14 protein-coding genes and 1 pseudogene are annotated in these 13,366 nt (G+C 64.3%); 7 read left to right on the top strand and 8 right to left on the bottom strand.

Translation table 11 applies throughout. The features are described 5' to 3' along the window. The first annotated feature begins 61 nt into the window (after positions 1-61). The 3 genes from AC07VI_RS06845 to AC07VI_RS06835 all read left to right on the top strand — a co-directional run bounded on the left by AC07VI_RS06845 (position 62) and on the right by AC07VI_RS06835 (position 2,333). Entirely contained in the window at positions 62-1,393 is a 1,332-nt protein-coding gene (locus AC07VI_RS06845; RefSeq protein WP_099374493.1) for a S41 family peptidase, read from the top strand. Beyond that, positions 1,386-1,877, top strand: a complete 492-nt coding sequence (locus AC07VI_RS06840; protein ID WP_086146250.1) for a MarR family transcriptional regulator — start codon at positions 1,386-1,388, stop codon at positions 1,875-1,877. The genes AC07VI_RS06845 and AC07VI_RS06840 overlap by 8 nt, the downstream gene beginning before the upstream one ends. Positions 1,878-1,949: 72 nt before the next feature. Continuing rightward, positions 1,950-2,333, top strand: a complete 384-nt coding sequence (locus AC07VI_RS06835; RefSeq protein ID WP_492994125.1) for a hypothetical protein — start codon at positions 1,950-1,952, stop codon at positions 2,331-2,333. A gap of 193 nt (positions 2,334-2,526) precedes the next feature. Here AC07VI_RS06835 and AC07VI_RS06830 read toward each other — a convergent pair whose 3' ends face one another. Beyond that, the gene (locus tag AC07VI_RS06830) at positions 2,527-3,546 is read right to left on the bottom strand and encodes a site-specific integrase (protein ID WP_086146249.1); all 1,020 of its coding nucleotides are present in this window, start codon (positions 3,544-3,546) and stop codon (positions 2,527-2,529) included. A 220-nt stretch (positions 3,547-3,766) separates the two neighbouring features. On the opposite strand from AC07VI_RS06830, the gene AC07VI_RS06825 reads away from it, so the two are divergent. Together AC07VI_RS06825 and AC07VI_RS06820 are read left to right on the top strand one after the other, a co-directional pair. Continuing rightward, the gene (locus AC07VI_RS06825) at positions 3,767-4,789 is read left to right on the top strand and encodes a DNA-binding protein (RefSeq protein WP_253251942.1); all 1,023 of its coding nucleotides are present in this window, start codon (positions 3,767-3,769) and stop codon (positions 4,787-4,789) included. Positions 4,790-4,799: 10 nt separating this feature from the next. Next, entirely contained in the window at positions 4,800-4,964 is a 165-nt protein-coding gene (locus tag AC07VI_RS06820) for a hypothetical protein (protein WP_157792336.1), read from the top strand. Positions 4,965-5,172: 208 nt separating this feature from the next. Here AC07VI_RS06820 and AC07VI_RS06815 read toward each other — a convergent pair whose 3' ends face one another. Genes AC07VI_RS06815 through AC07VI_RS06800 form a run of 4 tightly spaced genes read right to left on the bottom strand, consistent with a single transcriptional unit; the run spans position 5,173 to position 7,084 of the window. After that, a complete protein-coding gene (locus AC07VI_RS06815; protein ID WP_139842521.1) occupies positions 5,173-5,460 on the bottom strand; it encodes a hypothetical protein in 288 nt (95 codons plus the stop codon). Between the two features lie 3 nt (positions 5,461-5,463). Beyond that, entirely contained in the window at positions 5,464-6,015 is a 552-nt protein-coding gene (locus AC07VI_RS06810) for a hypothetical protein (protein WP_086146247.1), read from the bottom strand. Then, the gene (locus tag AC07VI_RS06805; protein WP_086146246.1) at positions 6,012-6,446 is read right to left on the bottom strand and encodes a DUF1801 domain-containing protein; all 435 of its coding nucleotides are present in this window, start codon (positions 6,444-6,446) and stop codon (positions 6,012-6,014) included. Before AC07VI_RS06805 ends, AC07VI_RS06810 begins: the two co-directional genes overlap by 4 nt. A gap of 29 nt (positions 6,447-6,475) precedes the next feature. Continuing rightward, positions 6,476-7,084, bottom strand: a complete 609-nt coding sequence (locus AC07VI_RS06800) for a hypothetical protein (RefSeq protein ID WP_139842520.1) — start codon at positions 7,082-7,084, stop codon at positions 6,476-6,478. Positions 7,085-7,274: 190 nt separating this feature from the next. On the opposite strand from AC07VI_RS06800, the gene AC07VI_RS06795 reads away from it, so the two are divergent. Further along, positions 7,275-8,198, top strand: a complete 924-nt coding sequence (locus AC07VI_RS06795; protein WP_492994121.1) for a VirK/YbjX family protein — start codon at positions 7,275-7,277, stop codon at positions 8,196-8,198. Positions 8,199-8,316: 118 nt separating this feature from the next. Beyond that, positions 8,317-9,669 carry a serine hydrolase domain-containing protein gene (locus AC07VI_RS06790; protein WP_086146243.1) on the top strand — a complete coding sequence of 451 codons (1,353 nt, stop codon included), beginning with the start codon at positions 8,317-8,319 and terminating at the stop codon, positions 9,667-9,669. Between the two features lie 9 nt (positions 9,670-9,678). Here the strand turns inward: AC07VI_RS06790 and AC07VI_RS06785 are convergent, their stop codons facing one another. From AC07VI_RS06785 to AC07VI_RS06775, 3 genes and pseudogenes are all read right to left on the bottom strand, one after another. Then, a complete protein-coding gene (locus AC07VI_RS06785) occupies positions 9,679-10,026 on the bottom strand; it encodes a hypothetical protein (protein ID WP_086146242.1) in 348 nt (115 codons plus the stop codon). Then, positions 10,023-11,591, bottom strand: a complete 1,569-nt coding sequence (locus AC07VI_RS06780) for an EAL domain-containing protein (RefSeq protein WP_086146274.1) — start codon at positions 11,589-11,591, stop codon at positions 10,023-10,025. Before AC07VI_RS06780 ends, AC07VI_RS06785 begins: the two co-directional genes overlap by 4 nt. Before the next feature lie 231 nt (positions 11,592-11,822). Beyond that, positions 11,823-13,322: pseudogene (locus AC07VI_RS06775) on the bottom strand (MFS transporter); the annotation flags it as partial. Between the last annotated feature and the right edge of the window lie 44 nt (positions 13,323-13,366).

Here is a 13,366-nt window from a genome sequence, read left to right as displayed (position 1 = left end):
TTTGTACAACATATTGCGCAATATATTGTATGATCGGCTCTCACCGTGGGGGAATATTAGAATGCGCTATCACCTATGTCTGCTTCAAACGCTGTCGGCACTGTCCATCGTTTGCGCATCGGGCGCTTTTGCCGAGGCACCGGGCATCTCGCGAGACGAAAAGGGCGCGGTCATCGCCTCCCTCGATAGCGCCTTGAATGCGAACTACCCGTTTCCGGACATCGCAAGAAAAATTGCGCCGGTGCTTCAGGAGCGTCTGAAAAAGGGAGCGTATGACGCGGCGACCACGAAGGCTGAGTTTGCGAGCAAGCTGACCGACGATCTCCTCAAAGTCAGCGGCGACCTGCATTTTTTCGTGGGTGCCGACGCGAAGTGGATCGCCGAATTCAAGGCGAAGGCCGATCCGGCGCTCAAGGCCAGTATACGAAAAGAAGAATCGAGCCGGCTGGAGGAAACCAATTTCGGTTTCGACGAGGTCGCCCGCCTGAAGGGAAATGTCGGCTATATACGGTTCAGCTATTTTGCCGATCCCGAGCTTGCCTATGATACGGCCGCCTCCGTCATGCGCTTCGTCGGCAATACGGATGCCGTTATCATTGATTTGCGCTATAACAATGGCGGACATCTGGAAATGGCGCAATTTTTGGCGAGCTATTTCTTCTCCAGCGAGAAAGACCAGCTGCTCTTTGACTATTATTATAATGAGGATGGCAAGCGTATCCAGCGCGGGCAATGGGTACTGCCGGGCTTGCCGGGCAAGCGTATGCTGGACAAGCCCGTCTATATCCTGACCGGCTCCACGTCGTTTTCCTCCGCAGAATGGTTTTCCTATGCGATGAAGAAGCTCGGGCGCGCAACGCTGATCGGCGAGCGGACCGCCGGCGGTGCGCATCCGGTTGCGCGCAAGCCGCTCAACGACGATTTTTTCGTGCAAGTGCCGATCGGCCAGATCCAGGATCCCGTGGACCATGGCGATTTCGAAGGAGCCGGCGTGCAACCCGATATCGCCAGCCCCTCGATTCGCGCGCTGCCGCTGGCGCACAAGCTGGCGCTTGAAAATCTGGCCAAGACCGATGCAGCCAGGCGAACCGAATTGGCCTGGCTGCTCCCCAGCCTGACGGCAGCGATCGAACGCCCGCACGCCGATGCCCGGATGCTGGCGAAAGCGGCCGGAAAATATGAAGGCCGCCAGATCATCCTGGACAATGGCACGCTCTATTATCTCTGGCGCGAACGGTTTCGGGTCGCGCTTGAGCCGATCGGTCCCGACCTGTTCGCGGTGGAAGGCGTGTCGGATTTTCGATACCGCTTGAATGTTTCACACGGGAAAGTGACTGAGCTGGAGCGCGTGAACAAGGATGGCAGCATCCAGAGGTACAAGCGCCTTGACTAAAGAGACACTTCACCCGGCCGCGATCGATGACGCCGTGTTTCTAGGCCGCGCCGTCGAGCGGCTGAGCGTCCTGATCGCCGAGCAATCCAAGACGGTCTTCGATACGATGGGGATCGTCATCCCGGTCCGTTCGTGTTCGCTGATGACTGTTCTGGCAACGCTCGGTTCGGCCTGCGCCTCGGATCTGGCGCGCGAACTCGGACATTCGCACCAACTGGTCATGCAAAAGATACCAAAGCTGCTCCGCCTGGGCCTCATACGGTATCGGGACGACGACCATGATGCCCGGCGACGACTATTTATGCCCACCGATGAAGGCTTGTCACAACTGGCGAAATTCGAGCAGTGCACGGTGCTGATACGGGCGGCCTATGACGGCTTGTTTGCCGAGGTGGGAGACGTCAGGCAGTTCGTGGACCGGGCCGCCGATGCGCTCAACGCGAGGCCGCTGGACAAACGCATCAGTTCCCCGGCTGTCTCCTGAGAGACAGAACCTGGCAACGACGGCAAGCGGCCGCTGACATTCGATTTGATGCAGCATTAACGGAAACAATCCATGCACGAAGTTGTGTTTGTCCTCAGTCCGCTGCCTGCGCTTCAAGTAGCTGCGTTAGCAATTTTTCAGATTCTGAGACTTGACGTATTTGAAGAACGAGAAAGTTCCAATTATCCACCTGAGAATCGCTATTTCATTGGCTACGCGGCAAATGCCTCCGTCAAAGTCTGTTGTTCTGATGACGATCGCTTTCCTCACCCATATTGGGTAATTCTGGGACCGCGTGTACTTGAGGGTAGCAGCCAGGTAAGCATACCGGTAGACATTTCCATTTTGGCAGAAGCCCTCGCTGCAGGTGGCGTGGAGATATTTGTCCCTTCGAAGGGATGGAGTAAGATTGACTGGAATGGTTCGGGCGACGCATATGGGCGCCTGGCAGGCTGAAGGTGGCCAAAAGCAGCCGTCCGAGCCGAATTCATAGGGTGTCAATAGATGACCATCACGCATGGCCTTGGATAGCAGGGCGACTTCAGGTTAATTTTTTTTGGAGGGGCAGGCATATTAAGCCATGCTGCGGGCGTTAGGCTCGGCGTCCTGTTCGCTGCCAGGCCGATGCGAGCAAGGTGTTATTGCACCCTCAGCCCGCCGCCTTCTTCTTCCCCTTTAACAAACTCCCCGCCGCATTTTCCTCGAAGCGGCCCGCCTCTTCTATATAACCATGCACGGTGCCGTCGTGGCGCCAGCCGCCCTGGCGCTTGATGGCCTGGAAATCGGCGCCGGCGCGGTGGGCGCTGGTGGCCATGCCGCGGCGCAGGCTGTGGCTCGACAGTTCCGGCACGTAATCGAGCCCGGCCAGCCTGGCGCAGCCTTCCAGTATCGTGTTGATGCTGCTCGCGTGCAATCCCTTTCCGCCCACATGGCCCCACTGGTTGACGGTGCGCAAGAGCGGTCCGGCGGCGATGCCCGCCACGCCCAGCCAGGCGCGCAGGGCCGTGGCCGGGCAGCAGACGCCGTCGCCGAACGGGATCGCCTTGACGATGCCCTCCCCCAGTTGATCCGTTTTCGAGCGGGGCAAGGTGATCACCAGGCCCTGCGGCTCCCAGCGGATGTCTTCCAGCTTCAATCCCACCAGTTCGCTGCGGCGGAAGCCGCCGAAAAACCCCAGCTGCAGCAAGGCGCTGTCGCGCAAGGCCTTGTTGGTGCCCAGGGCGGCCAGCCTGGCGACGATCAGTTCCAGGTCTTCCAGCGGCAGCGCCCTCGCCTTCTTTTTCGGCTTGCCGTGCAGGCGCGCGATGCCGGCCAGGGTCTTGCGCACGGTGGGCGTGGACGCGGGGTCGGCAAAGCCCTGGTACACATGCCATTGCGACATGGCCGTCAGGCGCAGGGCCAGGGTGCGCGCGTTCAGGCTGTCCGCATACGCCAGCAGATAGCGGATGACGCAGGACTCGTCGGCAGGCAGCGCCCCGCCCCAGGCCTGGAAGTGGCGGATGGCGCAGCGGTAGGCGCGGCGCGTGTTGTCGGATGTGGCGGCGGCGAGAAACGCCTGGTGGCGCGCTGCCAGCTCGGCGTCGACCAGGGCGCCATGTAACGGCGCAGGAACCAGGGCGGCGCTTTTTGGCGCGGCGACACGGCGTTTAGTCAGGGGCAAATCGGGCATGGCGGCGGCGAAATCGGGGTGTTGTACTGGGAGACACACAGAATAGCACGCCAAGCGCCCCCATAACACGCGATAAGCGATCTTATCGCGGTCTATATTTTTCAAAAAAGATGAAAATTTTATCGTAATATTATGCCATATTACGTATCATGTAATACGTTACTAAATTTCGCTCATAGGTGATTTCATGGCCCGCACCGGCATTCTGTACTCTGATGTTATGAAAGCAGCCCAAATCGTCGCTGCCGATGGACGCAATCCCACGGTCGACAGCGTGCGCGAAGCGCTGGGCAGCACGGGCAGCAAGAGCACCATCGCGCCCCTGCTCAAGCGCTGGAAGGAAGAGTTCCAGGGCGCGGGCGCCGTCAAAACGGAGGCAGGCTTGCCGGCCGAACTCATGGAAGCGATGCGCGGCGTCTATGAAAAGCAGCAGCGCGACGTGGCGCAGCAGCTGGAAACGGGCATGCAGCAACACCGCGCCGAACGCGACGCCGCGCTGGAAAAACTCAAGAAGACGGAAAGCGAGCGCCTGAAGCTGACGGAGGCGCGCGCCGCCCTCACCCAGGAATTGCGCGCCACCCAGCATGCGCTGGCGCAATTGAAGGAAGAACACCATTTCCGCGCCGTCACGCTGGCAACCCTGCACAGCGACAACGCGGGCCTGACGCAGCGCCTGGCCGACCGGGGCGAGGAAATCGCAGCCCTGAACCGCCAGCTGGCGCAGGTGCGCTCGCAGTTCGACCATTACCAGGAGGCATCAGCCGCGCAGCGCAGCGAGGAACGGGCGCAGGCGCAGCAACGGATCAGCCGGCTGGAACAGGATAACGCCCAGCAGTTGCAGCGCCTGCAAGGCCAGCAGGCGACCCTGGTGCAGCAGGACATGCGGCTGGCGCAGCTGCAGGCGGAGCAAACGCGCCTGGCCAGCGAAGCGGCCGCCGACCGCGAAGCGCTGGCCGCCGTGCGTCCCGAGCGCGACCAGTTCGAGTTTCAATACCTGCAGGCGGCCGCGTCCGCCGACGCCCTGCTGGCCAAGCTCGATACGGCCTTGCTGGCGCTGAACGACGCCAGGGTGGCGCTGGCCGCGCAAGACCGCCAGCTCGACATGCTGGTGGAAAATGGGAAGATATCGCAGCAGAAAATGGAAGCATTGGCGCAGGAACGCGACGGCTTGTTGCGCGACAGTGCCGGCATGGCGGCCAGGCTGGCCCTGCTCATGGACAGCCAGGAGAAACGCGCTGTTTGAACCGGTCTACATGGCCTGGGATCTCTATGACGGTCGCGGGACGGGCCTGGCCGGCGTTCAAGGCTTGCCCCGTTATTTCGCCTGCCAGATGACGGCCGGCGGGGACGAGTATGCACAGCATTTCACCTTGACGCCAATCAAGGTGACGCTGCTGGCGCTGGCAACTGGGCAGTGAGACATCTTCCGCCGCCGGGAGCTGCAATGCCAAACGGGCACCGTCGCACTGGACAGCCGTCGCGGACTCCGTGCATCGACGTCCGCCAGGATGCGCTCGAGGACGCCATCCAGGCGGCCCTGGAGCCGCTGCTGCGGCAAAGCCGCGCTGCGCGCCACTTTTTACAGCTTTTCCTGGATGCCGCCGAGACCAAACCGAGCCGGCAGTGTCAAGCAGGCCGGCGGCGCGCCAGCACCAGGCCGAGTGCCGTATCGGGAAATTTGCGCCATCGCCTGGGCGGCGTGGCACGCACGCGGTTCTCGACCGCTGCCAACTGCTCGGTGTCGTCCGCTTTCAGAGTAGACGCCAATAGTTGCTCTTGCGTATGTCTCTCCATGCGATTCGCCCGTGCCTTGGCCGCGTGAATCGCCTTGCGCGAGGATTTACTGTTTTCGCCATAAGTGTTGCGGCGGTCTTTGGCGTAACTGAGGCGCTTCTTTTCTTGTGGCGTTTTCATGGTTCACAGGCGCCGGTTCAGCACGCTGTCGATATCGTGGGTTTTCAGCTCGGCCTGGACCGCGCCGTCCTGCAGCCAGTAGCCGTCGCCTCCCCGCTGCAGCGCGTCCATGTCGAGCGCGCCCAGCGCCGGCGCGACGGCGGCGGCGAGCAGGGCCGCCACGTCGCCCCAGTCGGCATAAAACAGTTTCAGATACCAGCCGTCGTCGTGGGCAAAGGCGAGAAAGCGGCCGCGCAAGGCGGGTAACGGCCCGGGCGGGCCACGGTGGCCGAGCATCGCGGCCACGTCCGCGTCGCCCGAGGCCGGCGGCGCGCCATGGTAATCGGCCCAGGCATGGCTGCCGCAGGCGTACAGGCCTTCCGGGGCCAGGGCCGGCAGCTGCTGCCGCGTCACCGACTGCCAGGCGGCCGGTTTCCTGGCCGTCCCGGCGCCGCCCTTGCGCAGCACGATGCCGTCCGCGTCCAGCAGCGCGGGAATCACATCCTTGAATTCGATGCCGGAAGCAACCATCATGCGCTCGGCCGGGTCGTGCCAGATATACAGATAATGTCTCAAGTATTCGTCCGTTTCGGTTTGGGCGCCGTATTTGCGGCCACGGCGGCGCGTATCAGCGCCTTGAACGCCGCGGCATCGAGGTGCGCGCCTTCGTGCAGGTCGATGGCCCGGCGCGTGTTGCCGTCCAGGCTGGCATTGAACAGGCCGGCCGGGTCGGGCAAGGCGGCGCCCTTGGCGAAGGTGAGTTTTACAGCCAACTTATACGTTTCACCCGTGCATATCATGCCCGCGTGCGACCAGACGGGCACGCCGCGCCATTTGACTTCCTCGACCACGTCCGGGTCCGCCGCGTGGATCAGCGCCCGCACGGCGGCCAGGGTTTTGCCGCGCCAGTCGGCCAGCGCGGCGATTTTCGCGTCGATCAGGCTGGCGGCCGATGCGGTGCCTGCCCCGTCATCCCCGGGCGGCGTGCCCGCTGCTGGTTTTTCCATGGTTCACGTCTCCTTCCTGTGCGCTTGCCTTACTGCGCGGGATCGGCCATGCAGCTGACCAGCGAGGCAAGGAACTGGTCGCGCAAGGCCTGGTATTGGGCATCCGTCGCAAAGTCGCGCGGGTCGGCCGGCTGGTTCAGCAGGTAGGCGGTGGCCACCGTGCCGCTGGCGGCGTGCAGCAGCGTGTACAGGCTGATGATGCCTTGCGCCTGCGCGATGCTGGCGTTGTTCGATCCTAGCACTTCCACGCCCTGGCGCGCGTCCGTTTCCAGCGGCACCTGATGCGGCAGCCTGCTGCCGGCCGACATCTCCTGCATCTGCGCCACGATGGTGTCGCGGTCGGCGGCAAACCGGCCGTCGGCGCTGCGTTCGATCTTCAGATTCACGAAGGGCAAGCTGCTCTTGCGGAACAACATCAGCCGATAGCCGTCGGCCGTCGATACCCGGCGCTCTTCCGCCTTCATCTTGACGATGCGCGTCGTCGCGCTGGCCGGCAAGCGGTCCTGCGTTTTGAACTGGAACTGGCTGCGGTTGATGCATTGCGCCAACGGCCCCAGGGGATCGGCCGTGCGGTCCTGCGCCTGGACAGCCAGTGCGGCAACGAGCATGGGAAGGGCAAGCAAATGGCGGTGTTTCATGGGGCGTGGTCATTTCATCGGGTCAGGGTGCAGCGAGCATACCCGTCTACATTGCCACAAAGCAAATGTTTAGTTGTCATCCTCTAAATGCGCGTGAAGATAGCTTCTTAATATGAAATTCACCTTGCCCGCGTAGCATTCATCCAGGCAAGGCTCTCATCGTGCAGCGCCTGCCCTTACCGGCCCAATCATGAACGACATCGCTTTAACCTGGAGCAATAACGCCGCCCTGCCGCCTCCCGCCAGTGGACACCGGCTGAAAGCGGCGCTGGGCGCCATCTTCTTCCCGCGCCAGCGCACGCGCTGGCTGGCCTTTCTTGGCAGCCTGCCCGGCTTGGGCGAGCTGGCGCGGCTGCATCCCTGCCTGCGCTTCAAGATCTACCGCCCTTACGCTTCGCGCCAGCTCGGCTGCGCGGCGCGCCTGGCCTTGCTGGAAGGCCATTACCGCTTCCTGTGGCAAGCCGGCGCGCGCCCGCTGGTCGAACGGGCGGCGCGCCAGCCCGTGCTGCTGGCCGCCTTCGACGGCAAGGATGGGGCGCTGTACCGCCTGCAGCTGACGGCCATCCATGACAGCTACCGCGAAGGCGAATTGTGCCTGCGCCTGACGCGCAACGGCCTGCCCCTGTACCTGGCCAGCTTTCTGTTCCTGCCGCGCGCCGATGGCGTGTCCTTGCAGCTGGGCGCGCTGCAAGGCTTGCGTTCCGAGGCGGGCAAGCTGGCCGTCAAGGAAGCCACGCGGGCCCTGCACGGCTGCCGCCCGAAAAACCTGATGGTCACGGCCCTGCGCGATTTCGGCGATTTTTTTGCCTGCAACAGCCTGTTCTTGATCAGCAATGACAACCGCATCGCCCTCAATGCCCGGCGCCGGCGCCATATTGCCGCCGATTACGACCTGGCGTGGCAGCAATTGCATGCCTTGCGCATGCGCGACGGTAATTACCACCTGCCCTGCGCGCCCTACCGGGTGCCGGACCTGGCTGCGGTGCCGTCCAAGAAGCGCGCCGATGCGCGCCGGCGCGGCGAATTGCTGCAAGGCATGGCCGCCGACATGCGCGCGCAGCTGGCCGCTTTGCTGGACACGGCTGCGGCCGGGAACTTTATGATATGGCAATAATGACATAAACCTCAGGCAACCTTCATGTAAGCGGCCTATGCTCGGCATTCATCCCAGCCACTTTATCCGGGGGGCTGGCGTGAACTTGCCTTTTCCATCGATCACTTGACAGGTTCCCATGACTGCACGCCTCACCCTCCTCCCCCTGTGCCTCATCGGCAGCGCCGCCCTGGCCGCGCCCGCCCTCGACGACGCCGTGCGCCAACGCGCGGAAGAGCTGACGCGCGCCGGCATGCACGCCAGCATCGTCATCGCCGTGATCGACGGCAAGGACAGCGCCGTCTACGGCTTTGGCAGCGTGCATGCCGGCAAGAACGCCAAACCGGGCGCCGACACGGTCTACCAGATCGGTTCCGTCACCAAGACCATGACGGCCCTGCTGCTGGCCGACGCCGTCGTCGAAGGCAAGGTCACGCTCGACGGGCCGGTGGCGCAGCTATTGCCGGGGTATGCCGTGCCCGCCTTTGACGGCAAGCAGATCAGCCTGCTCGATCTGGCCACGCATTATTCTGCGCTGCCGCGCCTGCCCGACAACTTCACGCCGAAAGAGCCGGCCAACCCCTACGCCGACTACACGGAAGCGAAGCAACGGCAATTTCTCGCCGCGTATCGCCTGCCGCACGCGCCGGGCACGGCATTTGACTACTCGAACATCGGCTACGCCGTGCTGGGCACGGCCCTGGCCGCGCAGGCCGGCACCAGCTATGAAGCACTGCTGCAAAAGCGCATCGCCGCGCCGCTGGGCATGCGCTCGACGTCGAACACGCCCTCGCACGGCATGCTGGCACGCCTGGCGCCCGGCCATCTGCTGTCGGGCGAGGCAACGCCGGCCTGGGAGCTGAACGTGGTGGCGCCGGCCGGCGGCGTGTATTCGAGCGCGCGCGACATGGTTGCCTATTTGCAAGCCTACATGCTGCGCCCGCTGCGGCCGTATGCGCTGGCGCTCCAGCCGCAGCGGGCCCTGGCGGCGGACAGCGCAGCGAAAATCGGCCTGGCCTGGCTGCTGCAGCAGCAACAGGGACACAGCTACGCCTGGCACAGCGGCCAGACGGGCGGCTACGCCAGCTATGCGGCGTTCACGACGGACAGCAAGCGGGGCGTGGTGGTGCTGACGAACACGGCGCGCACCGTCGACGCCCTCGGTTTGGCCGCCCTGCTGCCCGGCACGCCCTTGCCGCCGCTGAAAAAGCCGCCGGTCGCCATCGCCATGCCGCGCAGCGCGCTGACCGAGTACGTGGGCGAGTATGCGCTGGACAAGGATTTCACGTTGACGCTGAGTCTGGGCAAGCATGGCCTGGAAGCGGCCGGCACGGGCGTCGGCTCGGCGCCCCTGTTCGCCAGCGCCAGGGACCGGTTCTTTTTCCGCGCCATCGAGGCCGAACTGGCGTTGACGCGCGACGCGGCGGGCAAGATCGCCGGCGCCGTGCTCAGCCAGGGCGGGCAGGACGTGATCCTGCCGCGCAAGCAGTAAAGTGACGCTTCAGGACTCGCGCATGAACTGCTCCACCCGCTCGACAAACGCGGCCTTGCTGCGCGTGCGAAATTCGCCCAGGAAGGTCTCGCTGCCCTTGAGCGCCTTGCCGTGGCGGTCATATTGCACTTTTGACATTTCCAGCACGAATTCGCCCTGCGGATCGTCTTCCGGCGCGAAGTGGGAATTGAAGGCGTGACCGCTGTCGCGGCTATGGCCCCACAGCAGCAATGCGCTGCTGAACCATTGCATGGTATCGGGGCCCGGTTCCACCTCGAACAGGGTGTTGACGGTGATGTGCCAGCCGCCCGGCACGCGCAGCGGCTGCAAAGGATAGGGAAAGCGTGGCTGTTTCATGTGGACGACGGCAGGCGGCGGCCTGCGTAAAAGGCCAGGAAGTCCAAGGCCGGCAGCGCCTTGGCAAACAGCCAGCCCTGGCCGAATTCGACCTTGCGTTGGCGCAAGTAATCGGCCTGGCCCTGCGTTTCGATGCCTTCGGCCACGATCAGCATGTTCAGGGTGCGCGCCATGTCGATGATGTGCGGCGTGACGCTGCTCGTGGCCGCGTCCGTGCCGATGGTGTCGACGAAGGATTTGTCGATTTTCAGGGCGTCGAGCGGCAGGTTTTGCAGGCTGGACAGGCTGGAATAGCCCGTGCCGAAGTCGTCGATGGCCACCGCATGGCCCCGGGCACGGGCTTTTTCGATGGTGGCGCGGGCCGCTTCCACGTTGATGAAGCCCCGCTCCGTCGCTTCCAGCCAGATCTGCTGCGCTTCGATGCCAGTGCCGTCCAGCAAGCGTTCGAGCACGTCGAGCGCCCTGCCCGTCTCGATGTCGCTGGCGCACAGGTTGATGGCGATGTGCAGCGCGCGGTCGGCCACCAGCGCGGCGCGCATGTCGGCGATGACGCAGGCGATGACCTGGTCCGTGATGGGCAGGATCAACTCGCTTTCCTCGGCCACGGGGATGAACAGGTCGGGCCGTATCATGCTGCCGTCGGGACGGCGCCAGCGTATCAGCGCCTCGGCGCCCACGCACACGCCCGTGTCGAGCGCGATGATGGGTTGATAATGGACAAAGAATTCGCGCCGCTCGACGGCCGTTTCCAGTTCGCCGCGCAGCGACAAGCGCCGGCGCGACAGCCACACGACGATGCCGACGATGAAGGCGGCCATCAACATGCCCATGGGCAGGAGCAGCAGCTGTTCGCGGCGCAGCCTGTCGTGGAGCTTGCTGCGCGGCTCGATCATGACGGCCGTCAGGCCGTCGCGGTACAGCATCGCATGGATGCTGCCGTCGTGGGCGGCGCCGCCCGCCGCCGGTTTGCCGTCGAGCAGGGCCTGCACCATGGCCGGGTCGGGATGATGGAGGGTGTCGAGCACGCCCCGCTTGCCGATGGCCACGGCCATCTGGATGTCGCTGTCGACGATGACGTCGGAAAAGCGCACGGGATCGATCAGCACCTTGTGCGCGCGGTAGGTCAGCCCCACCATGCGCTTGCCGCCGCTGACGACGGGACGCAGGTTGAAATCGATGCCCATGCCGTTGGCCAGGGTGAAATCGGCGGGCGCGACGGCGATGCGCGTCTCTTCGACGCCCGTGGACGTGCACTTGAGCACGCCATTTTCCAGGTAGCCGATATCGTCGATGCTGCGCGTGGTGATTGTGATGCGGCGCAGCTGCTGGATATGCGCTTCCGAACACGGCGCCAGCTCCAGCGCGTCGGCGCTGCGCAGGGCGACGCCGGCCGAGGCGATCGAGCGGTGCGCCCGTTCCAGCGCATAGCCGGCCAGCAGGCGCAGGCGATCCTGCTCGCCCTGCAGGGCCCGCACGGACGACAGGTAGAAGGCCAGGCTCAGGGGAGCGGCCACGCCGATGACGGCCACCAGCACGCTGGTCACGATAATACGTTTTCTGCGCATGCGATTCTCCGCACCGAACATAAACTGCTGCGCGTCGCGTTTTGCGGCTTGCGATGCTCGCTGCCCCGGCGGCCCCGTGCTTCGCACAGCTCCGCTTCTCAGCCACAACTCACTGCCGCTCGCTACGGTTCTGTTCGGCGCTCTTGATTGGTCGTGTTATATGATTGCCATGTATTGCTCGATGGCATCATATTACAAGCAGAGTCCGTTTACTTGAATATTGCTGAACAGTTACACTTTTTCCAGCGGCCTGGCCAGCACGAACACCAGCGCCGCCACCACGGCCGCCAGCCCGCCCGCCAGGTACAGCACGCTGGCAAAGCCGTCGATGAAGGCGTGCCGGGCCGCTTCCTGCGCCACGGCCTGCAGCGCGGGCGGCAGCTGGCCGAAGGCCTCGGCCGCGTTGCCGGCCACGATGCGCCCTATCATCTCGGGCGAGGCCTTCAAGCCGTGCAGCCACGCCAGTTGCTCGAACGACGCGGCCGTGCGCATGGCCAGCACGGCGCCCAGCGCGCCCACGGCCAGCACGATGCCGACGAAGCGCGTGGTGGTGCTGATGCCGGAACCCATGCCCGTGCGCTCGCGCGGAATGCAGGCGAGAATGGCTTTTTGCGTCGTGCCGTTCAGCAATCCCGCCCCCGCGCCCGTGACGACCATGCCGGCCGCCACCAGGCCATACGACAGGCTGCCGGCGGCAAGGGCCGTGGCGATATTGCCCACGGCGACGATCAGCAAGCCTGTCACCAATATGCCGCGGTCGTCCAGCACGCGCATGGCACGGGGCGCCAGCCGCGACAGCGTCACCATGGCGACGGCAAACGGCAGCATGGCGCAGCCGGCCAGCACGGCGGAAAAGCCGAAGCCGTTCTGCAGGTACAGCGGCAAGAACGTCATCATTACCTGCGCCGCGATGGCGTAGCCGAACATGCCCAGCACGGCGCCGACGAACACGCGCCGGCCAAACAGCGATAAATCGACCATCGGCGCGCGCTGGCGCCGTTCCGCCAGCACGAACACCAGCAGCAGCGCCGCGCCGGCCGCAAAGCGCAGCATGGTGGCGCGGCTGGACCAGCCCGCCACGCTGGCGTCGATCAGGCCCCAGATGATGCAGAACAGGCCGGCGGAGAACAGCGCCGCCCCCAGCGGGTCGAAGCTGGCGTTCGACGCGTCCTTCGACTCGTCCACGTGCTTGCCTACCAGCCACATCAGGATGGCGACGACGGGCAGGTTCAGGTAGAAAATCCAGCGCCAGTTGATGGCGCTCGTGACGAGGCCGCCCAGCAACGGCGCCACCGTCATGGCCACGCCCATGGCCGCGCCCCACACGGACCAGGCCCGCGCCCGCTCCTTTTCCGCGTGAAAGGTGTGGCCGATGACGGCCAGCGCGGACGTGAGCAGCAGCGCGGCACCCAGGCCCTTGACGGCGCGCGCCACGTTGAGCACGAACGGCGTCCACGCCAGCCCGCACAGCAGCGAGGCCAGCGCGAACACGGCCAGGCCATAGAGCATGACCCTGCGGCGGCCCAGGCGGTCGGCGATGCTGCCAGCCGGCAACAAAAACGAGGCGAACGCCAGCATGTAGGCGCTGACCACCCATTCCACGTCGACGAAGCTGGCGTTCAGGCTGCGCGCGATCGACGGCAGCGAGACGGCGACGACGTTGGTGTCGAGCATGATCAGCGCGCACACGCCCGAGCACGTATAGAGGGTCCAGTTGGTATTCTTCATGCCCCGATTGTAAGCAGTTCCGTATTATTTCCTGTTATAAGACAAGC

The organism is Janthinobacterium sp. GW821-FHT03A03 (genome assembly GCF_059421435.1).
The sequence above is the reverse complement of the archived record's forward strand: the minus strand, read 5'-3'. Positions and strand labels throughout refer to the sequence as shown.

Excerpts from the sequence above, each read along its gene's own strand:
- AC07VI_RS06845 (WP_099374493.1), top strand. The coding sequence starts at position 62 with ATGCGCTATCACCTATGTCTGCTTCAAACGCTGTCGGCACTGTCCATC.
- AC07VI_RS06835 (WP_492994125.1), top strand. The coding sequence starts at position 1,950 with ATGCACGAAGTTGTGTTTGTCCTCAGTCCGCTGCCTGCGCTTCAAGTA.
- AC07VI_RS06830 (WP_086146249.1), bottom strand. The coding sequence starts at position 3,546 with ATGCCCGATTTGCCCCTGACTAAACGCCGTGTCGCCGCGCCAAAAAGC.
- AC07VI_RS06825 (WP_253251942.1), top strand. The coding sequence starts at position 3,767 with ATGAAAGCAGCCCAAATCGTCGCTGCCGATGGACGCAATCCCACGGTC.
- AC07VI_RS06820 (WP_157792336.1), top strand. The coding sequence starts at position 4,800 with ATGGCCTGGGATCTCTATGACGGTCGCGGGACGGGCCTGGCCGGCGTT.
- AC07VI_RS06815 (WP_139842521.1), bottom strand. The coding sequence starts at position 5,460 with ATGAAAACGCCACAAGAAAAGAAGCGCCTCAGTTACGCCAAAGACCGC.
- AC07VI_RS06805 (WP_086146246.1), bottom strand. The coding sequence starts at position 6,446 with ATGGAAAAACCAGCAGCGGGCACGCCGCCCGGGGATGACGGGGCAGGC.
- AC07VI_RS06800 (WP_139842520.1), bottom strand. The coding sequence starts at position 7,084 with ATGAAACACCGCCATTTGCTTGCCCTTCCCATGCTCGTTGCCGCACTG.
- AC07VI_RS06795 (WP_492994121.1), top strand. The coding sequence starts at position 7,275 with ATGAACGACATCGCTTTAACCTGGAGCAATAACGCCGCCCTGCCGCCT.
- AC07VI_RS06790 (WP_086146243.1), top strand. The coding sequence starts at position 8,317 with ATGACTGCACGCCTCACCCTCCTCCCCCTGTGCCTCATCGGCAGCGCC.
- AC07VI_RS06785 (WP_086146242.1), bottom strand. The coding sequence starts at position 10,026 with ATGAAACAGCCACGCTTTCCCTATCCTTTGCAGCCGCTGCGCGTGCCG.
- AC07VI_RS06780 (WP_086146274.1), bottom strand. The coding sequence starts at position 11,591 with ATGCGCAGAAAACGTATTATCGTGACCAGCGTGCTGGTGGCCGTCATC.